18 protein-coding genes and 1 other annotated feature are annotated in these 19,065 nt (G+C 47.7%); of the genes, 9 read left to right on the top strand and 9 right to left on the bottom strand.

What is annotated here, in order from left to right:
* Positions 1 to 140: 140 nt before the first annotated feature.
* Positions 141 to 336 (bottom strand) — a binding site (T-box leader).
* Between the two features lie 420 nt (positions 337 to 756).
* The 8 genes from GCWU000321_RS08445 to GCWU000321_RS08405 all read left to right on the top strand — a co-directional run bounded on the left by GCWU000321_RS08445 (position 757) and on the right by GCWU000321_RS08405 (position 6,012).
* Positions 757 to 1,083, top strand: a complete 327-nt coding sequence (locus GCWU000321_RS08445) for a PadR family transcriptional regulator (RefSeq protein ID WP_007070810.1) — start codon at positions 757 to 759, stop codon at positions 1,081 to 1,083.
* A complete protein-coding gene (locus GCWU000321_RS09275; RefSeq protein ID WP_007070809.1) occupies positions 1,076 to 1,720 on the top strand; it encodes a DUF1700 domain-containing protein in 645 nt (214 codons plus the stop codon). The genes GCWU000321_RS08445 and GCWU000321_RS09275 overlap by 8 nt, the downstream gene beginning before the upstream one ends.
* Positions 1,713 to 1,949, top strand: coding sequence for a hypothetical protein (locus GCWU000321_RS08435; RefSeq protein WP_022026699.1), 237 nt, complete (start codon positions 1,713 to 1,715; stop codon positions 1,947 to 1,949). The genes GCWU000321_RS09275 and GCWU000321_RS08435 overlap by 8 nt, the downstream gene beginning before the upstream one ends.
* Before the next feature lie 150 nt (positions 1,950 to 2,099).
* Positions 2,100 to 2,495, top strand: a complete 396-nt coding sequence (locus GCWU000321_RS08425) for a hypothetical protein (RefSeq protein WP_007070807.1) — start codon at positions 2,100 to 2,102, stop codon at positions 2,493 to 2,495.
* Between the two features lie 13 nt (positions 2,496 to 2,508).
* Positions 2,509 to 3,018, top strand: coding sequence for a hypothetical protein (locus GCWU000321_RS08420; protein ID WP_007070806.1), 510 nt, complete (start codon positions 2,509 to 2,511; stop codon positions 3,016 to 3,018).
* A gap of 259 nt (positions 3,019 to 3,277) precedes the next feature.
* A complete protein-coding gene (locus GCWU000321_RS08415) occupies positions 3,278 to 3,544 on the top strand; it encodes a hypothetical protein (RefSeq protein ID WP_007070805.1) in 267 nt (88 codons plus the stop codon).
* Between the two features lie 290 nt (positions 3,545 to 3,834).
* Positions 3,835 to 4,806 (top strand): glycosyltransferase family 2 protein, encoded by a 972-nt coding sequence (locus GCWU000321_RS08410; RefSeq protein WP_007070803.1) that lies wholly within the window; start codon positions 3,835 to 3,837, stop codon positions 4,804 to 4,806.
* A gap of 18 nt (positions 4,807 to 4,824) precedes the next feature.
* Positions 4,825 to 6,012, top strand: a complete 1,188-nt coding sequence (locus tag GCWU000321_RS08405) for a RuBisCO large subunit C-terminal-like domain-containing protein (protein WP_007070802.1) — start codon at positions 4,825 to 4,827, stop codon at positions 6,010 to 6,012.
* Positions 6,013 to 6,658: 646 nt separating this feature from the next.
* Here the strand turns inward: GCWU000321_RS08405 and GCWU000321_RS08400 are convergent.
* The 6 genes from GCWU000321_RS08400 to tig form a co-directional block, all read right to left on the bottom strand.
* Positions 6,659 to 7,150: a hypothetical protein gene (locus GCWU000321_RS08400; RefSeq protein ID WP_007070801.1), complete on the bottom strand. Its 492-nt coding sequence runs from the start codon at positions 7,148 to 7,150 to the stop codon at positions 6,659 to 6,661.
* 3 nt (positions 7,151 to 7,153) lie between these two features.
* Positions 7,154 to 7,789: a ribosome biogenesis GTP-binding protein YihA/YsxC gene (yihA, locus tag GCWU000321_RS08395; protein WP_007070800.1), complete on the bottom strand. Its 636-nt coding sequence runs from the start codon at positions 7,787 to 7,789 to the stop codon at positions 7,154 to 7,156.
* A gap of 10 nt (positions 7,790 to 7,799) precedes the next feature.
* Positions 7,800 to 10,139, bottom strand: a complete 2,340-nt coding sequence (gene lon, locus GCWU000321_RS08390; protein WP_007070799.1) for an endopeptidase La — start codon at positions 10,137 to 10,139, stop codon at positions 7,800 to 7,802.
* A 261-nt stretch (positions 10,140 to 10,400) separates the two neighbouring features.
* The gene (gene clpX / locus GCWU000321_RS08385; protein ID WP_007070798.1) at positions 10,401 to 11,639 is read right to left on the bottom strand and encodes an ATP-dependent Clp protease ATP-binding subunit ClpX; all 1,239 of its coding nucleotides are present in this window, start codon (positions 11,637 to 11,639) and stop codon (positions 10,401 to 10,403) included.
* Between the two features lie 9 nt (positions 11,640 to 11,648).
* Positions 11,649 to 12,272, bottom strand: coding sequence for an ATP-dependent Clp endopeptidase proteolytic subunit ClpP (gene clpP / locus GCWU000321_RS08380; protein WP_007070797.1), 624 nt, complete (start codon positions 12,270 to 12,272; stop codon positions 11,649 to 11,651).
* A 173-nt stretch (positions 12,273 to 12,445) separates the two neighbouring features.
* Positions 12,446 to 13,921 (bottom strand): trigger factor, encoded by a 1,476-nt coding sequence (gene tig / locus GCWU000321_RS08375; RefSeq protein WP_007070796.1) that lies wholly within the window; start codon positions 13,919 to 13,921, stop codon positions 12,446 to 12,448.
* A 269-nt stretch (positions 13,922 to 14,190) separates the two neighbouring features.
* Between tig and GCWU000321_RS08370 the strand changes: the two genes are divergently transcribed.
* Positions 14,191 to 15,225 (top strand): diacylglycerol/lipid kinase family protein, encoded by a 1,035-nt coding sequence (locus GCWU000321_RS08370; protein WP_022026711.1) that lies wholly within the window; start codon positions 14,191 to 14,193, stop codon positions 15,223 to 15,225.
* A 63-nt stretch (positions 15,226 to 15,288) separates the two neighbouring features.
* Here GCWU000321_RS08370 and GCWU000321_RS08365 read toward each other — a convergent pair whose 3' ends face one another.
* The 3 genes from GCWU000321_RS08365 to GCWU000321_RS08355 are packed head-to-tail and all read right to left on the bottom strand — an operon-like array spanning position 15,289 to position 18,898.
* Positions 15,289 to 17,292 carry a TRAP transporter permease gene (locus GCWU000321_RS08365; RefSeq protein WP_211204391.1) on the bottom strand — a complete coding sequence of 668 codons (2,004 nt, stop codon included), beginning with the start codon at positions 17,290 to 17,292 and terminating at the stop codon, positions 15,289 to 15,291.
* On the bottom strand, positions 17,253 to 17,894 hold the full coding sequence (locus tag GCWU000321_RS08360; protein WP_007070793.1) for a DUF1850 domain-containing protein: 642 nt from the start codon (positions 17,892 to 17,894) through the stop codon (positions 17,253 to 17,255). Before GCWU000321_RS08360 ends, GCWU000321_RS08365 begins: the two co-directional genes overlap by 40 nt.
* 26 nt (positions 17,895 to 17,920) lie before the next feature.
* On the bottom strand, positions 17,921 to 18,898 hold the full coding sequence (locus GCWU000321_RS08355) for a TAXI family TRAP transporter solute-binding subunit (protein ID WP_040381583.1): 978 nt from the start codon (positions 18,896 to 18,898) through the stop codon (positions 17,921 to 17,923).
* Positions 18,899 to 19,065: the final 167 nt, after the last annotated feature.

Here is a 19,065-nt window from a genome sequence, read left to right as displayed (position 1 = left end):
CACCCTGATTTATCACTCATGACCATAAGTAAAATAAAAGCGCCCCGCCTGAAATACTCAGACAAGGGCGCATAGCGCTGTACCACCTTGCATTTATCACTCTGCCTCCGGGTAATATAAAACCCTGCCCGAATAAATCGGACAGGGGCGAATTCATCGCGGTACCACCCTGCATTATACTTATGGCTCCTGTCCGTAACGTGGATGACGCCTCCATCTACTTGATTCAACGAGGAGCTTGCGGAAGAGTTCGACATATCCTTCATACCGGTTTCCACCTGCCACCGACTCTCTGTTATCTCAGAAACATGACTTTTTTCCGTTCATCGCTTTTCATTTTTAAATTAAAGCTATCATACAGACTTCAAACACTTCTGTCAACCATCGATTTTATTTCAAACAAAAATATTTTCACAGCCCCCATTTCACAACCGCCTTCCTGCACTGCGGCCAAAAGTCATGACTGGCAAGTCCTTCACACTTTCGCAGATGCGGCGCATCGTTCACACTATTTTACATTCAAAGCCGTGTACTTTCCATTCTCCACTTTATCAATATCGGAGCTATGGAAATCCGGAATCATTCAATATCACAGAACGTCAAAATCTTAATTTCCTCTGATTTTACCGCACGTTTCATATTCAATATCATTCAGTACCTTGCATTACAGAGTATCGTGTGTTATAGTATTCATAACCCGAAGTTAATTCTTCCGGAAATGTGTTACTAATATATTTCCATCTGAAAGGAAGGACTATGAACATTCAGCTGAAAAAGGGCGTCATGGAAATCGTTGTTTTGTCCATGCTGCGTAGGAGGGATTTCTATGGATATGAACTCGTCAGCGAGATTTCCAAATATATAGAAATGTCAGAAGGAACTATCTACCCTTTGCTGAACCGTTTTAAAAAAGACGGCCTTGTAGATACCTACCTGGCCGAATCTCATAACGGACCGCCGAGAAAGTATTATAAAATTACCGAGGCCGGCCGTACTGAATATATCGAATCGGTAAGAGAGTGGTCTGATTTTACAAAAGCAGTCAATATGCTTCTCACCGAAGGAGGAGAACCTAATGAATGAGAGAGAGTTTTTAGATCTTCTGCGGTACTACTTCCGTAAGGTAAAACCAGAGGATGTGGAAGAAATTCTATCCGATTACAAAGCCCATTTCACAGAAGCCAGAGAACGGGGTCTGTCTGATGCGCAGATTGCAGCAGAACTGGGGCACCCGGAAGATATTTATGCATCTTACCAATCCGAAGGCATCGTCAGCGAAAAAACGAAAATGGAAAAAATTTCTGACAATGCAGAATACCTGGCCGACAAAGCACAGCAAAAGATGCAGCAGACATGGAATGAAGTCAGCCCTCACATTCCGGACGCTGCCAGTGCAACAGCATCTGTCCTTGCCAAAGCGTTTTTTACCCTTTGCGCAGTTCTGTCCATATTCCTTTTCGCGGCCACGCTGCTCACCATTTATCTATTATCTATGCATTTTACTCCCATTATGGATGCGGATCCCTTACCGGGACTCCACCCGCTGACCATGGTCGGTCTGGGGGCAACCGGATGTTTTGCCAGTCTTTCCATCTTCTTCATGGGGACATTGGGCAGAAAGTTTCATAAAAGCAAGAAGCTGAACAGAAAGCAAGATTCTCCGTCCGGTTCTATGCCGCAGGCAGACGATTCAGAAAAGGATGGTAAATACAATGAATAAGATAGTCGTATCCATAGTCCTGGCAGTCCTTTCACTCATGGTGACCATTGTATCTTTCATTATCAATGATATTGCGGCTTACCGCCAGTGGACATGGGATAACCGCGGGCAGATTTCCGAGCATTTGGAAAATAAGGGAAAGACTCCTCCTCCCGGAGGAAATCGTTCCCTGCCGCCCGGAAAGACAGAACATCATGAAAGAATATCGCCTCCAGACAGGCGCCCCTAAAAACAGAGCAGCAAAAAGTACCTTCCCATGGAAGGATAAAATCGGCTCATCTGCCCGGATATCGGGCATTTCCGGAAATGTCTGGCCCGGGCTGATTTTATATATAGCTATTCCATTCATAAATATTGTTGCAAAGGAGAATTCTAAATTATGAAAAAACATACAAAAGCAGCACTTATCGTGGCTTCCTGTCTCTCAATCAGTGCCACATTCCTGATGATACATCCTTCACAGGCTTTTTTCCTTGACCTGCCCCAGCAGAAAAACGGCATCCGGCAGGATACAGACAAACAAATGAATCAGCCGGGAAAAGATGTCCAAGATATCCGGATTATCAAAGAAGAAACGCCTGATAAGCAAGATAAAGCGGATGAAAAGAAAAATCCAGCCCCGGATAATACGTCGAAAGAAAAATCAAAAGAAAAACAGATGCCAAAAAAAGACTCTACGAAGAAAACTCCGGAAAATAACAAAAAGGACATGCCGGATACTCAGTCAAAAGTACCACCGGTGGAAGGCAACATCCCTCCGGCCGTACAGAAATGAGGAAAAGCCTTAAATGAGGACTATCAAAAACCATGCAATTCTTTTCGTGATCGGGCTTACAATTTCCACCGGAGCCTTTTCCCTCTCCGGCAACACAGCTGCGGCGGAAGAACCACCGCAAATGCGGGATTACCGACTCTCTCTGTTCCAATCAGGAACACCTGCTGTCCCGGAAAGGAAGATTTTTTCCCAAAAGCAAGAGTCTCCCTGTATAAAGAAGTCTGATCATCAACCCATGAAAGGAGGTGATGCAGAAGAAGAATGGCGGCTCTGCAATGACAGCCCCGAATCTCGGGAAAGGCATGGAAAGGACGGATGGAAGCCGATGAAAGACCCCGATAATAACCGCTTCCCGCCGGCCGGACATGGCAAAAAGGTGTCGAAACATGAGAGCCGTACAGATGATAGCTGTCCCTATCTGCTCAAGAAACATGACAGCGATGTATCCAGACATGAGAAATATACTCCCAAACATGGCTGGCATCACAAAGATCATGAAGTGCAGGGATGGGAAAAGCCATAGCTGATCCGTTCTTCTACACGTATTGATTTTATGTTCATTCTTTACTCCATTATTTTTCATACTTTACTCCATTATTGATTTTATTTTATGATTCACCTCTCTCTAAAAAGGGTACTCCCATACCCTCCCCCCTTCTTCCCCGGAAGGGGGGTTTTAATATACACATTTATTCGCACGTGACACAAACGGGAGAACTATTATATAATTAAGTTACAAATTATGGGATGAAATTCCCGGTTATAAAATAAGGAGGCTATTTATGAAAACATTGGTAAAAATCGCTTTTCTGTCCGCAGCGGCACTCACCATTGCAGGCATCGCCCACGCTGACCATCGCGACTACCGCATCGCCCTCGCCAACCAGGACAAATACGGACATCCCGTCTATGACGAAACAGCGGCAAAGCCGGAGGAAGCCCCGCAAATCAAAGAAAAAACCTATAATGTAAGCGCTTCTGACGTAAATACCCAAAGCGGCCGCGACTATAGAATCGCTATCGTTAATTCCGGCCACGCAAGAAACTGATTGCTCCCGCAATAAAAATATTTCATGAAATACCTGGACATGCCCCGATCGGCATGTTCTTTTTTGTTTCCCTTAAGCAAAAATTGTCATTTACATTTTTTCAAGGAAAATATATCGGCAGAAATCTGCATTCTATTCTATAGCCACAAGGGGACGCCACTCCTTTATTCATCTGCCGCGCCCGGAACATACATGCCAAGTCAAAAAGTGCTGCGGAGACTTCCGCCTCTTCAAAAAGCATGCTGTGCTATAATAGTACCATCTGTATTGTATGTAAAAGGAGTTATCCTATGATTTCTATCGTCACCCCGGTGTACAACGAGGAAGACAATGTCATTTTTTTTCACGATGCCGTCACCCGTGTCATGGAAGAAACGGGTATGGCCTATGAACTGATTTATGTGGACGACGGCTCTCACGACCGCACCAATGAACTTATCTGCGGTCTTGCGGAAAAAGACCCTCATGTACGAGCGCTTACCTTTGCACGCAACTTTGGGCACCAAATCGCCATTACCTGCGGCATGGACTTCGCCCGCGGCGACGCTGTCATCACCATGGATGGCGATATGCAGCATCCTCCCGCCCTTATCCCCACACTCATCGGAAAATGGAAAGAAGGATATGACATCGTCCAGACCGTGCGTACCGCCACTGAAGACGCAGGACCCATAAAGAAAATCACCTCTGCGGGATACTACACCATGATCAATTCCATTTCAAAGACCCCTGTCCTTCCAGGAGGTTCCGACTTCCGTCTCATGGACAGAAAAGCACTGGACGTTTTCCTTAAGTTCCGTGAACACAGCCGCTTCATCCGCGGCATCGTGGGCGGGCTTGGATTTAAAACCGCCAGCGTCAAATTTGAGGCGCCGGCAAGGCATGCAGGCGTATCCAAATTTAACATGAGGAAAATGCTCCACTTTGCCGTAGATGGTATCCTCACCAACTCTACCACCCCCCTTCGTGCCGCTTTTTACGCAGGCATCTTTGCAGGTATCGCAGGCATCATCCTGATACTTCATGTTCTTTACGCCTACCTCACAGGCGCCGTCGTTCCCGGTTGGACAACCCTCACCATCCTCGTTTCTTTCTTTGGCGCCGTCAACCTTGTAGGCCTCGGCATCATCGGCGAATATATAGGACGCATTTATGAAGAATCAAAAAACAGGCCCCTCTACTGGCTTTCCGGTGACACAGGAAGCACAGAGAAAATTGAGAAAAGCCGCCCGGAAGTATCCCGCGAAATCAAAAAGAACTAAGGAAAGCAGGTATATTGAATGGCATCAAACCCTTTTTTTGAAAGTGAACTCTTTAACGAATTAAATGACGCATTGAGACATTCCTCCCGCTTTACCGCCACCTATCGAATCGCGGCAGACGACTATGCCGAAGCGAAAAAAATCGCCCGCGGCATCGCTGTGGAACAAACCGTAGAATGCCCTGACGAACTCTTTGTAAACACCTGGATTGAAGACTCCGTCATCGGCCAGATTGAAGACCTGAAAAAAGCGGACCCCGGCTCCTACTACGCCATCATCTCCTACAGTCCCGACACCGTCGAAGGAGAAATGACAGAACTCATGAACATGCTCTTCGGAAATACAAGCCTCCAGCCGGGCATCCGCCTTATGTCCTTTGAGCTTCCCGACAGCATGTACCGCCACTATCCCGGTCCGAAATTCGGGCGGCAGGGTATCCGTGAGCTTTGCGGTATTGAAAAAGGCCCCATTCTCATGTCGGCACTGAAACCTCTCGGAAGAAGTGCAAAAGACTTCGGAGAAACCGCCTATAAACTTGCCCTTGGCGGCTGTCCGCTCATTAAAGACGACCACAGCCTCTTCAATCAATCCTACGCTCCTTTCAAAGACAGAGTAAAAGCCTGCGTAGACAGCGTGAATAACGCCAATGCAAAAACAGGAGGCCGCTCCCTTTACATTGCGAACTGTACCGCAGACAGCATGGAATTTCTTGAACGTGCCATGACCGCGCAGGAATTAGGCGCCGGCGGCATCATGGCAGCTCCGGGGCTTTTGGGGCTCTCCATCATCAGAGAACTCTCCTCCGCTCCCGACTTCCATCTGCCCATCTTCCTCCACCCCTGTTTCTCCGGCCCTCTTGTCCTCAGTGCGGATTCCGGCATTTCCCCCTTCTGCTGCTACGGCCAGTTCAGCCGCCTGGCAGGCGCCGATGCCGCCATATTCACCAGCTTCGGCGGACGCTTTCCTTTCACCGAAGAAGTATGCCGGAAAATCTGCGACGGTACGGAAACAGAAATGGGCGGGCTCCGCTCTATCTTCCCTGTTCCCAGCGGCGGCATGAAATGGCAGCTTTTTAAAAAAATGGTACAAGTCTACGGTCCGGATGCCATCTTCCTCGTAGGCGGCGCCCTTCTCACAGAAAGCGACGACCTCACAGCCAATATGCACTTCTACTTCGAAAAGCTGAACGAAGCGGTGAATAAATAGCGGAAAGCGGCTATTGGCAAATAGGTATAAAGATTCCGCCACAAAATGTACGGTGATACATCGAAAGCCCCCTGTCAAACAACAGGGCTTTTTTATTTCCCTATTCTTCCTCTTAGAACCTCTTTTTCTAAACACCGATTCGTGTTAAATACTTTTAAATATGGCAGACAAGACGTTTCCTTGCTTGTAAAGGATGAAACCACGTCAGTGGCGGAGGATACTCGCATATCATAGTGAATCAAATGATAAGAGAGAACCTGATTTCCGTCTTTCTCATCACGGCAGCAGATCCTTCACATTCGTTCAGGATGACACCTTACCGTCCGCTGTCATTCTAAACGGGGCAAGAATGCTTTGTGAGAAAAACGGAAAATGGGACAGTGGCACAGAGTGAAGAATCTATGACTCTGATGGAGTCTTACCGATTCATATTTACAGACTTTTTCTTACACACTCACCGATTCCCTTACCACGACCGCAGATCTTTCGTACGGCTCAAGATGACGCTTAGCAGACAGGCTTATATCTTCCGGTTTCTCCCATCCAATCCCCGGCTTATAGCTTTTTCCTGCTCACAGTTTATACTAATGACTGGCAGCCAAAGACACGAAAAAACAGTGGCATTCCACCACTGTCTTTTTATCTCTTATGAGTTAATACTTCCCTGTCCCTGAATATAGGTAGAGTTCCCTATATTCCATTTTGCGCCGGTACGGATACGGGCATCGTTTTCTTCGCCTTTTGTCCAGCGAACTCTGGCATCACCGCTGATTTCAATAATGGGCTCTTTCTTTTCTTTTTCATCACTGTACCCGAGCGCATCCAGTTCACGGATGTATTCTTTTTTCAGATGGGCAAGTTTCTTCCTCTCTTCGTCTGTAAGGGTACTGCCCTTTTTCTCCGCTTCGAGAATATTTTTCAGAACGGAGGCAAGTTCATACCTTGTAAGGCTTCCCCTGTCGAAAAAGTTTCTGTCATAGTCCGGTGCGCGGCCTTTTTCACAAAGGTCGTAAACGGCCTGATAGTCCCAGGCTTCTTTTTTTACAGTATCCCAGGAGTTCGGCGCATAGGTATTGTAGGCGGCAGCTGTCAGGCTGAAAGAAAGGAAACAGAGTGCCGCAAAAATAATTTTTTTCATAGGTCACCTGCAGATTTTTTCTTCAATGAGTGCCAGGAGCTTATCCCGCCCCGTGCCGGACAGTGATGAGTAGGCAAGGGGAGCTGTGTCCGCAGGAAAGGTTTTCTCCAATATGCGGAGATTTTTGTTCATTTCATTTTTCCCTGTTTTATCGGCTTTTGTCCCGATGATTTGGAGGCCCGGCGCAATTTTTTTCAGCCATTCGTAAGCTTTCAGATCGATGGGAAGACCGGGATGCCTCAAATCCACAAGAAGCCCTACCATGACGAGATTCTCCGAATTCCTGATGTATTCGTCAATAAAACCGCTCCAGGAATCACGATTCGCCTGGCTTGTTTTCGCAAAACCATAACCGGGCAGGTCGACAAGGTACCACTCCTGCCGTTCTTCTCCACTGCCTGTATCTCTTCTGGATTGTACAGCGTAGTAGTTGATGGTTCTCGTTTTTCCCGGTTCACGGCTGACGTAGGCAAGCTTTCTCATACCACTTAAAGAGTTGATGAGAGAAGATTTTCCCACATTTGACCGCCCGATAAAAGCGATTTCTTTTTTTCTGCCATATTCCCCTGTCTTCACCGTTGACCCTATATAGGCGGCAGAGAAGATGTGAAACTTTTTCTTGTCTTTGATTTCAGCCATGTCCGTTCCTCTATTTCATCAAGGCATGCGCCAAGACATCATCCACATTTTTCACGTAGATAAATTCCAATTTTTTTCTTACGGACTGCGGTATTTCTTCCATATCTCTTTTATTCTTTTCAGGAAGCAGGATCTGCCTGATCCCGAATTGGCTGGCGGCAAGAACTTTCTCTTTCACTCCGCCGATGGGAAGGACTTCGCCTGTGAGGGTAATTTCGCCTGTCATGGCGGTATCGCCTCTGACTTTCCGTCCGGTGTAGGCGGATGCCATCGCAGTGGCCATGGTAATCCCCGCGGAAGGTCCGTCTTTCGGCACAGCGCCTTCGGGAAGATGGATATGGGTATCCAGCGTTTCATAGAAATTTTCCACAAGCCCTAATTCTTTAGCACGGCTGCGGATATAAGTATATGCGGTTTCTGCCGATTCTTTCATGACATCGCCCAGTTGGCCCGTAAGGATCAGATTCCCCTTTCCTTTGATGGTGATTGCTTCGGTGTCGAGAACTTCACCGCCTGCCGCTGTCCATGCAAGACCGTTGACACGTCCTACCTGCGACTCATGTTCTTCGGCAAGGGGCAGGAATTTTACAGGTCCCAAATATTCCTCCAGTGTCTTGGCAAAAAGCGGGGGAATTGTTTTATCGGCAAGAACGATTTTCTTCCCCACCTTGCGGCAGAGGGCGCCGATGGTCCGTTCCAGTTCACGGACGCCTGCTTCCCGGGTATAACTTCTGATGATTTTCCGCAGGAGGGCATCCGTAAAATGAAGATCTGCGGTTTTCAGCCCGTTTCTTTCACGCTGCCGCGGTATGAGGTATTTTTTTGCAATCTGTACTTTTTCTTCTTCCGTATATCCCGAGAGCTCGATGAGTTCCATACGATCAAGGAGTGCCGCCGGAATGGTGGAAACGGTGTTCGCCGTGGCCACGAAAAACACTTTTGACAAATCGAAGGGGATATCAATGTAATTATCGTGGAAAGCTTTGTTTTGTTCCGGATCGAGCGCTTCCAAGAGCGCCGAAGCGGGATCGCCGCGAAAATCGGAGCCCACTTTATCGATTTCATCCAGAAGAAGAAGGGGGTTTTTTGTTTTTGCATGGGCAATGGCTTCGATGAAGCGCCCCGGCATGGAACCGATGTAGGTGCGGCGGTGCCCGCGGATTTCAGCTTCATCATGGATACCGCCCAGAGAAATACGGGCGAATTTTTTATCCAGCGCACGGGCAATAGAGCGGGCAAAGCTGGTCTTACCGACACCGGGCGGTCCCACAAAGCAAATGATAGGCGCCTTTGCTTCCGGAGCAAGGATACGGACGGCAAGATACTCAAGGATACGTTCCTTAATTTTTGCAAGGCCGTAGTGGTCTTCATCCAAAAGTTTCGCCGCTTTTTTCAAATCGAGAAGGTCTTTGCTTTCCTCTTTCCACGGCAGGGAAAATATCCATTCCAGATAGTTTCTTGCCACAGTGGTTTCCGCCATCATGGGCGGCATAGTGGCTAAATGGGCGATTTCTTTTTCCAGTTTCTTTTTATATTCATCAGGAATTCCGCTTTTTTCGAGTTTCTGCCTGTATTCTTCCGCTTCCGCATCCTGAGAAATCTCGTCGCCGAGGCGGTCGTGGATGCTCTTTATTTTCTGCCGGAGGTAGTAATCGCGCTGCTCCTTTTCCATACGGCTCCGCACTTCCCCGTTTATTTCCGCCTCCAGACGGCCGATTTGTATTTCTTCATCAAGAAACCGGCGAATAAGAACAAGTCTTTCCATAACGTCGTTTTCTTCCAGAACAGCCTGCCGTCTTGCAGGGCTGATAGGCATTTGTGTAGAAATGAAATCAGCGGTGTATCCCGGCGTGTCGGAAGCTTTCAGCTGCTCCATCTGCTCATCCGAAAGATTCTGCTGGGCATTGTGAATCCATTCAAAGAAGGATTTCAAAAGGGCCCTTCTGTATGCTTCCCCACGAAGCGCGTCCGACGGCTCGATTTCCGGCACATCCTCCACCTGAGACACCAAGCAGTTTTCTTTTCGCAGGACGCTGTGAACACGAATGCGGGAAATCCCTTCCGCCTGTATGCGGATGAGGCCGCCGGGCAGCTGGAGCATTTGTTTTACTTTTACAACGGTGCCAAAGGAGTAGAGATCTTCTTCCTGCGGTACTTCCACTTTTCCATCACGCTGCATGATCATAGCAAGATACCGGTCACTGCGGCCTGCGGCGCGGACGGCTTCAATAGATTCTTTTCTCCCGATATCCAGGTTCACTGTCATATGGGGAAAAACAATGATATCGCGAAGAGCTACGACAGGCAGTGTCAAAACGGCTGCATCTCCTATATCTGTATTCTCGTTCATAAAAATTCCTCTTATCTTATAATTCAGTGTCTTTGTAAAGAATCAACACTTCTTTATATTTTACCACACAGCCGATAAAAAAGCAGATTTTTCAAGAAACATTTCGCATTTTCTCGATGAAAGCCTCTCCCGAATCAATAAAAAACACCGCAGTAAACACGGTCTTCTATGCAAGGGAAGATAACTCTTCTGTCTATTCAAACAAAAATACGTCCTGTCTTACGGCAAAACGCATTTATATTATTATAATTTATTATAATTTCATTTCTTTTTTCTTTCCAGCAGGGGCGGTTCGCCTTTGAGAACAGTATCTTCCGTAACGGTACAGCGCACCACATCTTTCATTCCGGGAATCTCATACATCACTTTTGTCATGATCTTTTCAATAATCGCACGGAGTCCGCGGGCACCCGTATTCCTTTCAATGGCTTTCTTCGCAATGGCACGAACCGCTTTCCCCTCAAAAACAAGCTCCACATTGTCCATGCCGAGAAGTTTCTGATACTGTCGGATAAGAGCGTTTTTCGGTTCCGACAGGATTCTGATAAGCGCTTCTTCTTTCAGCGGGTGGAGAGCTACGATGACAGGAAGTCTGCCGATAAATTCCGGAATAAGTCCGAATTTCAGGAGGTCTTCAGGTTCTACGTTTTGAAGAACTTCCGCAATGTCTTTCTCATCGGCTTTCTTGATATCCGCGCCAAATCCCATCGTGCTCCTGGTCGTTCTGCGGGCGATGACTTTATCTATGCCGGCAAAAGCTCCGCCGCAGATGAAGAGGATATTTGACGTATCCAGCTGGATCATCTCCTGGTTAGGATGCTTGCGTCCGCCCTGCGGCGGAACACTGGCTACGGTCCCTTCAAGGATTTTCAGCAGGGCCTGCTGTACGCCTTCCCCTGAAACATCCCTTGTAATAGACGGATTCTCCGATTTTTTTGCGATTTTATCAATTTCATCAATGTAGACAATGCCCCGCTGCGCTCTTTCAAGGTCGTAATCCGCTGCCTGGATAAGACGGAGCAGGATATTTTCCACGTCTTCCCCCACATAGCCCGCTTCTGTTAAGGTAGTCGCATCGGAAATAGCAAAAGGAACATTCAAAAACCTCGCCAACGTCTGGGCAAGAAGAGTTTTTCCGCTCCCTGTGGGTCCCAGCATGATGATATTTGACTTTTGCAGTTCCACACCGTCATCGTCTTTTTCATAGCGGATACGTTTATAATGGTTGTACACGGCTACGGCAAGGGCAACTTTTGCATCATCCTGCTCGATAACGTACTGATCCATGTATTCTTTGATTTTTTCAGGTGTCGGAAGTTCAAAATCGGGAAGCCCCTTCTTCTTCTTCGAAGTTTTCATTTCTTCTTCCAATATGTTCCGGCAGACTTCAATGCATTCATTGCAGATAAAGACGCCCGGTCCCGCAATCAGTCTTTCGACTTCGTCTCCCGACCGTCCGCAGAAATTGCATACCGGCGGTTGTTCATTTTTATTAGCCACAGAGCCTCCTTATTTCTTGCTTAATTCAGATTTCCCATTTAACTCGGCCAGTTCATTTCTGGTAAGGATCTTATCAATGAGCCCATATTTCAAAGCGGCGTCAGCAGTCATAAAATTATCCCTTTCGGTGTCTTTCATGACAGTTTTCAGCGTCTGTCCGCTGTGGGCCGCGATGATTCCATTGAGCTCGCTGCGGAGACGGATAATTTCTTTGGCATGGATTGCAATATCTGTCGCCTGTCCCTGCGCACCGCCGAGGGGCTGATGGATCATAACGCTGGCATGAGGCAGGGCGTAGCGTTTCCCTTTTTCGCCGGCTGTCAGAAGTACGGCCGCCATGGAGGCGCAGGAACCAATACAGATGGTAGACACATCAGGGCGGATATACTGCATCGTATCATAAATCGCCATGCCTGCCGTCACAACGCCGCCGGGGCTGTTGATGTAAAAATGGATATCTTTGTCGGGGTCTTCCGCTTCCAGAAAGAGAAATTGGGCAATAATCACGTTGGCGGTATGATCATCAATGGGGCCGTCAAGAAATACGATACGGTCTTTTAAAAGACGGGAATAAATATCATAGGAACGTTCCCCATGAGAGGTCTGTTCCACAACAATCGGCACATAAGGCATAGATAAACATCCTTTCTCATAAATACTATTTGTACTTTCTAATTGTACCACAATCTTACAATTTATAACGATAAAATTCTATATTTCTTTTTCATACATCAACAAAGAGACGCGGAACATGCCTGCGCCTCTTTAGGTTATGAAATAAAATTCATTGTATGAAGTTGAACGGATTACTTTCTTTCAGCCGCTTCGATCGTAGCGATGATGTCCGCTTTCTTTGCGCGGGAGTCAAGGGCAATACCCTTTTCTTCAGCGTAAGCTTTCAGTTCTTTGACTGTCTTTGCAGCCAGCGGAGATTCTTTCTTTTCTTTTGCCGGAGCTTCTGTCTTCTTGGCTGTTTCTTCTTTTTTACTTTCTTCCTTTACCGCCGCGCCGTAAATGAAAGCAGCCGCTTTCTTGCGGAGTACGGAATTGTAAAGCATCCCCGCGCGGTTTTCATCTCTGATGATTTTGATGACATCTTTCGGTTCCGCATTAAACTGGCGCGCCATGCTGTAAACTTCCATATTCAGATCCTGATTGGTCGCTTCCAGTTTTTCAACATTAGCGATTTCCGCAAGCACCAAGCCTTCGCGTACCTGCTGCTCAGCAGTCTTATTGTAGCTCTGACGGAATTCTTCCTCCGACTTGCCCATGTTGGAAAGATACTTATCAAAGTCCATGCCCTGGGCTTCCATATTCAGTTTAACTTCCTGTTCGATTTCATCAATGCGCTGATCGACCATTTCCTGCGGAATATCCACTTTGGAATTTGCCACCGCCTGATTAATCAGGGACTGGTGGTAAGCTTCTTCCGCCTGCTGGAATGCCCGAAGCTGCATCTGCTGTTTCAGGCTTTCCTTCAGTTCATCCAGTGTTTCATGACGGCTTACGGATTTGGCAAAAGCATCATCAATAACGGGAATTACTTTATGCTTCACATCATTGATATGTACAGCAAATTCCGCCTCTTTGCCGGCAAGAGTATCCACAAAATAGTCTTTCGGGAAAGATACGGAAACTGTTACGTCATCGCCCGCCTTGTGGCCTTCAAGCTGGTCTTCAAACCCCGGGATAAAGCTCTTTGAGCCGATTTCCAGCGGATAAGTTTTCCCTTCACCGCCTTCAAAAGCTTTCCCGTCAACGGTACCTTTGAAATCGATAACGGCGATGTCGCCTTTTTTAAGGACAGTACCTTCTTCCGCCTTTTCCATTCTCGCATTCTGCTCTGCAGCCTGCCGGATCTGTGCCATAACCTGGTCATCGGAAATCTCCGGTTTCACATGTTTGGCGGAAAGTCCTTTATATTCGCCAAGCTTTACTTTCGGCTGTTTAACAAAAGTAGCGGTGAACGCAGCACCTTCCGTTTCAGAAAAACGTTCCTGTTTTACTTCGGGAGTGGTGACAGCAATGAGCTTTTCCTGCATAATCGCGTCATTCAAAGCCTGGTTGATAACAATATCCTGCGCTTCTCCGGCAACAGCTTCTTTGCCGAAATGCATCTCGATAATGCGGCGGGGCGCCTTGCCTTTACGGAACCCGGGAATCTTCACCTGGTTGGCGATACGGGCTACTGCCTGCTTAAACCCCTTGACCACAACTTCAGCCGGTACATCAATGGTAAGCTGTACCTTGTGCTGATCCAGTGCTTCTGCTTTTACGTTCATAAAAAATATTCCTCCTTATACCGGTAAAAGGGTCCGTCCTTTTATTTACCGTACACAAATTGCAGGTTATATTATACTACAACTTACAACATACCTCAAGAACCCTATGCATTTATCTCAGCACGGATCTCTGGAATAATCAAACATTTGTGACCACTCTTAGAAAATATTTCTTTAAGAAGACCCCTTTACACCTCTTTCCATAAATACATTTCTGCTATATCTGCTATAATAGTAAAGAAATAAAATTGCAGGAGGAGGACCTGGTTTTGGAAAACGTAAAACGCTGTCTGGTCATTGTAAATCCCACCTCGGGACGGGAACGGGCGCCGAAGTACATTCCGCTTTTATCTTCTGTTCTTTCCAAACGGTATGACGATGTTTCCATCAAGCTGACACAAAAAGCGGGAGATGCGAAAGATTTCGCCCGCCGCGCCGCGGAAAAGAATAAAGACATCATCTGCATGGGCGGCGACGGTACGATTAATGAAGTCATTAACGGCATGGTTCCTGTCCGCAGCGATTCATGCTTCGGTTTTATTCCTTTCGGAACGGTGAATGATCTGGCACGGGCGCTTCATATCCCCCGTTCACCCCAGGGCGCTATACGGATGCTGGAGCAGGCAAAACGCACCACTATCGATGTAGGGAAAATCAATGACCGCTACTTCATCAATATCGTTGCCGCAGGACTTATTCCGGAAGCGGTCAGCGAAGTGACAATTAAGGAAAAAACGCTTTTTGGCTCTCTTGCGTACTTTATGAAAGGGTTTCAGGCTCTTCCCAAACAGCATTCTTACCATTTCCACATCCGGGAAGAAAACGGGACGGATATCCATATTTCCTCCCCTTTGGTGGCAGCCATGCTCACCGATTCGGCAGGCAGCTTCCGCAATCTCGTCCCGCCGGAAGAAAGGAACAAAGGCGTCATCAAACTGGCTCTTTTCCATAATTTCCAATGGCTCCGCACCATCCGTGAAGCTCCGAAACTTCTCACAGGCCTCCAGCTGGGGCCGGAAATATTGACTGTGGTCGGTGTAAAAAAAGCCCATATTTCCATCAGCAATGAAGAAGAACTCATAACAAATGTAGACGGTGAAAAGGGGCCGTCCTTCCCTATTGATCTGGAAATCCTGCCTGACCGCCTTTCCGTTTTCGTTCCTGAAAAAATCAAGGAAGACAATTCGCTCTTTCCCCACCTTCTTGAGGGAATTCAGCCGAAGCTTCGGCTGCCGTGGGCGGAGTCGGCAGATGAGGATATGGAAAGGATTCTTATGGGAGAAGAATCTCTTCCTCTTAAATAAGGTACACAAAAACCCGCAATACATACTGCGGGTTTTTGCGTGGAGTGATTGAACCGTAGGAAATTATCCATCCGCTTTCTTTCTTCTCAGAAACTGCATAAAGAGGACAAAGGCAAGAATGCCGATGCCTGCCGCATCTGTCATGAGACGGGGATCAATGAGCATAAGGCCGCCGGCAAGGAGCAGGAGCCTCTCAAACATATTCGTCTTTGCCGCAAGGTATCCGATCATCGCCGCCGAAACTCCCGCCATACCGATAAGTGCCGTACAGGTGGTCAAAATAATGCTGCCGGCGGAAGCCTCAATCCCTAAAATCTGCGGTGACAAAACGAAGACGTAAGGAATAATGAAAGCCGCAATGCCCAGCTTCGAAGCGTTTACCCCTGTCTTCAGCGGATCACCGCCGGAAATAGCGCTTCCTGCATAAGCCGCCAGCGCCACAGGCGGAGTAATATCGGCAATGATGCCGAAATAGAAAACGAACATATGCGCCGCCAAAATCGGCACGCCAAGCTGGATAAGGGCCGGTGCCGCAATAGTGGATGTAATGACATAGTTTGCCGTCGTAGGCACGCCCATGCCGAGAATGAGGGATGTAATCATAGTGCAGAACAGAAGAAGCATAAAGTTTCCTGCCGCCACATCGACAAGAGCAGACGCCAGCTTCAGCCCCACTCCCGTTTTCGTCACGATACCGATGATCATACCGGCGGACGCACAGGCGATGAGCACCCCCAAAGCGCCGCGGGCGCCTTTAACCAGACCGTCAATAATATCATTGAAATCCATCCGTGTATTCGCGCGGAGCATGGCGGTGGCAATGGAAATAATGATCCCTGCCAGTGCCGCCTTCATCGGGGTGTACCCGGAAGCAAGCAGCCCGATAATCGCAATCAGCGGAATTGCCAGATGCCCCTCTTCTTTCATGATCTTAACCCATGGCGGAAGTTCATTTCTCGGTGTCCCTTTCAGCTTATTTTTCTTCGCTTCAAAATGAACGCCCAAAAATACGCCGAGAAAGTAAAGTACCGCAGGCACGATAGCCGCTTTCACGACTTCCATGTAAGGAATGCCGACAAATTCCGCCATGAGAAACGCCGCCGCGCCCATGACCGGAGGCATGAGCTGTCCGCCGGTAGAGGCTGCCGCTTCTACTGCTCCCGCAAAGTTTTTATGATATCCCAATTTCTTCATCATAGGGATGGTAAAAGAACCGGATCCGACAACGTTTGCTACGGATGAGCCGGAAATCGTCCCCTGCAGGGCAGAAGAAATAACCGCCACTTTGGCAGGACCGCCCGATGCCCAGCCTGCAATGGCATTGGCGATATCAATAAAGAATTTTCCGAGACCTGTTTTTTCAAGATACGCCCCAAAAAGGATAAAAAGGAAAATAAAGGTGGACGATACGCCCATAGGAATACCGAAAACACCTTCCGTAGTATAGAAGAGGTGCCCGACCATCTGGTTCACGGTAAGCCCGCGGTGTGCCAGAGGTCCGGGCATATAACGGCCGAAGAAACCGTAAGCCAGGAAACAGAGTACTACAATAACAATCGGCAGGCCTACAATACGGCGCGCCGCCTCGATAACCATAAGCATCCCCAGCACTCCCATGAACGTATCCACAGGTGTCACTGTTCCTGCCCGCAAAATAAGCTGCTGGTAATTCACCAAAATATAAATCGGTGGAATCGCCGCGATGATAGCAAGTGCCAAATCGACAGGATGCACACTTCCGCCGCGAATCCACTCCCGTTTAGTGGGGCATAAGAGATATACCAGAGAAATACCGAAAGACAGATGGATACACCGCTGGATCATAGCGTCCAGTGCGCCGAAGAAACCGGTATAAATCTGGAAAAGAGAAAAACAGATACAGATGACAGCGATCACTTTCGCCCACGTGCCGCTGTATTCCATCGTATTTGATTCTTTATCCAGTTCTTTCAGTTTCTTCTGCAGATGGTCATCCATACCTTTTTCCACAGCAGGATTTTCCTTTTTCTCCAAATCGGCCAATATAATCAACTCCTTATTTCTTTTTTCATCCAGTAAGCCTTCCATAACGGCGCCACATAGAGATGAAGTTCTTTTTCAAGAGGCATGAGTTCCGCCAGCGCATAGTCTTTATCACCCACGATAATGTGTTCATCATTGGTCACGCCGTTCCGGATGGACAATTCCGGACAGCGGCGGTTCATTTTATCCATGATGAACCATTCCCCTTCCTGCCGGAATTCACCGTCTTCTTTCGAAAAAGGCAGTCCCACCCCCATGGATTGGTACTTTGTCGATTTCAAAATAAGACCGTCTTCCGTTTCATTCACTGCAAGATATTCGTAAATCATCGTTTTCTGTACGGAATGGCGGTACGCCAAAGTCACCGGCGTCCCCGCTTCCACTTCCTGTCGAATAAGAAATCCGTCGGAAGTCTGTCCGTAAAGGTACGGCGTTCTGATATAGTAGCCAAAGACGGCAATACAGACAGTAATGACGATCCCCACAGAGGCGATAACGTTTTCAAGCCGGCCGCCCTTGTTTTTCCTGATCATGGCAATGCGGCAAAAGCCGCTCCTTTCCTTTATGATAATAAAATGATCTTTCCTGCAGACACAAGGAGTGAATGACAACGGTTTCCTGCCCCGGCGCCATCCACTCTTTTCCATGTCTTATGGAACTTTCAGCCATTTCCCTACTTGGCTTTCAGATACTGTTCGGCGCCCGCATTCATGGGAATGGACATACCGTCAAGGGCGGTATCTTTTGTAATATACTTGCCCACGGCATGAGCGGCTTTCATGCGGTCCAGATGTTCATAAATCGCCTTGACTACTTCACCGCCCAGTTTGTCATCCATCTTGTCGGTAGTAACGACAACACATTTAACGGCAACAGAATGAATATCTTCTTCCTGCCCGGGATAAGTGCCTTTCGGAATGCTTACCTTCGTATAGTAGGGATATTTCTTCATCAGTTCATCTGCTTTATCGCTGTCGATATTGATAATAGCCGCAGATTTATTGGCCGCCAGATCCTGAATGGCGGCAGTCGGGAACCCCGCTACAACGACGCCTGCATCTACGTTGCCGTCTTTAAGCGCATCGGCCGCTTCGCCGAAGGACAGGAAACGTTCATCAATATCATCATAAGTAATACCGTAAGCGGCTAAAATCTGGCGGGCATTTGCTTCCGCACCGGAGCCTGCCGCACCAACGGCAACTTTCTTGCCTTTCAGATCCGCAATGGATTTGATCCCTTTATCAGCCGTGGTCACGAACTGGATCGTTTCCGGATAAAGCGCCGCAAGACCCCGGAGGCCGGCCACTTTATTATCCTTGAACATTTCAGAACCGTTGACCGCGTAGTAAGCAATGTCATTCTGAATGAAAGCCAGATCGACAGAACCATCTTTGAGCATATTTACATTTGCCACAGACGCTCCGGTGGACTGGGCGGAAGCGTTCATGCCCTTGATATTGTTATTCAGTAATTCAGCAAGAGCGCCGCCAAGCGGATAGTACGTCCCTGCGGTACCGCCGGTCGCGATATTCAGGAACTGCTTTTCTCCGCCGCTTTTGGAACCGCTGTCACCGCCGCATCCTGCCAGCAGCGCCGCACCGCATACACAGGCCATTCCTGCGATAAGCATTTTCTTCATTACTTTTTTCATAGCCTTAGACCTCCTTGGAAAATTCCTCTTTGATACGGCAGCTTCGTGTACGTTATCTGTAGCCATTTTATTCCGCCGGGACTTGCTAAACTATTCTTTATCTCTCCGGAATAAAAAAAGCAGCTGAGCGCATGGAAACCCAAACGTCTGCTGCAAGCGTCTTCGCT

It is taken from the genome of Dialister invisus DSM 15470, assembly GCF_000160055.1.
GTDB classification, from domain to species: domain Bacteria; phylum Bacillota; class Negativicutes; order Veillonellales; family Dialisteraceae; genus Dialister; species Dialister invisus.
Note: the sequence above shows the minus strand (reverse complement) of the source record. Positions and strands in the feature narration are given on the sequence as shown.

What these genes read in the sequence shown, in the direction of transcription:
- tig (WP_007070796.1), bottom strand. Translation starts at nt 13,921, where the DNA reads ATGAACGTAAAAGCAGAAGCACTGGATCAGCACAAGGTACAGCTTACC.
- GCWU000321_RS08365 (WP_211204391.1), bottom strand. Translation starts at nt 17,292, where the DNA reads ATGGAAGGCTTACTGGATGAAAAAAGAAATAAGGAGTTGATTATATTG.
- GCWU000321_RS08405 (WP_007070802.1), top strand. Translation starts at nt 4,825, where the DNA reads ATGGCATCAAACCCTTTTTTTGAAAGTGAACTCTTTAACGAATTAAAT.
- GCWU000321_RS08425 (WP_007070807.1), top strand. Translation starts at nt 2,100, where the DNA reads ATGAAAAAACATACAAAAGCAGCACTTATCGTGGCTTCCTGTCTCTCA.
- GCWU000321_RS08445 (WP_007070810.1), top strand. Translation starts at nt 757, where the DNA reads ATGAACATTCAGCTGAAAAAGGGCGTCATGGAAATCGTTGTTTTGTCC.
- GCWU000321_RS08400 (WP_007070801.1), bottom strand. Translation starts at nt 7,150, where the DNA reads ATGAAAAAAATTATTTTTGCGGCACTCTGTTTCCTTTCTTTCAGCCTG.
- GCWU000321_RS08360 (WP_007070793.1), bottom strand. Translation starts at nt 17,894, where the DNA reads ATGGAAAAGAGTGGATGGCGCCGGGGCAGGAAACCGTTGTCATTCACT.
- GCWU000321_RS08410 (WP_007070803.1), top strand. Translation starts at nt 3,835, where the DNA reads ATGATTTCTATCGTCACCCCGGTGTACAACGAGGAAGACAATGTCATT.
- GCWU000321_RS09275 (WP_007070809.1), top strand. Translation starts at nt 1,076, where the DNA reads ATGAATGAGAGAGAGTTTTTAGATCTTCTGCGGTACTACTTCCGTAAG.
- yihA (WP_007070800.1), bottom strand. Translation starts at nt 7,789, where the DNA reads ATGGCTGAAATCAAAGACAAGAAAAAGTTTCACATCTTCTCTGCCGCC.
- clpP (WP_007070797.1), bottom strand. Translation starts at nt 12,272, where the DNA reads ATGCCTTATGTGCCGATTGTTGTGGAACAGACCTCTCATGGGGAACGT.
- GCWU000321_RS08435 (WP_022026699.1), top strand. Translation starts at nt 1,713, where the DNA reads ATGAATAAGATAGTCGTATCCATAGTCCTGGCAGTCCTTTCACTCATG.
- GCWU000321_RS08420 (WP_007070806.1), top strand. Translation starts at nt 2,509, where the DNA reads ATGAGGACTATCAAAAACCATGCAATTCTTTTCGTGATCGGGCTTACA.
- GCWU000321_RS08415 (WP_007070805.1), top strand. Translation starts at nt 3,278, where the DNA reads ATGAAAACATTGGTAAAAATCGCTTTTCTGTCCGCAGCGGCACTCACC.
- GCWU000321_RS08355 (WP_040381583.1), bottom strand. Translation starts at nt 18,898, where the DNA reads ATGAAAAAAGTAATGAAGAAAATGCTTATCGCAGGAATGGCCTGTGTA.
- lon (WP_007070799.1), bottom strand. Translation starts at nt 10,139, where the DNA reads ATGAACGAGAATACAGATATAGGAGATGCAGCCGTTTTGACACTGCCT.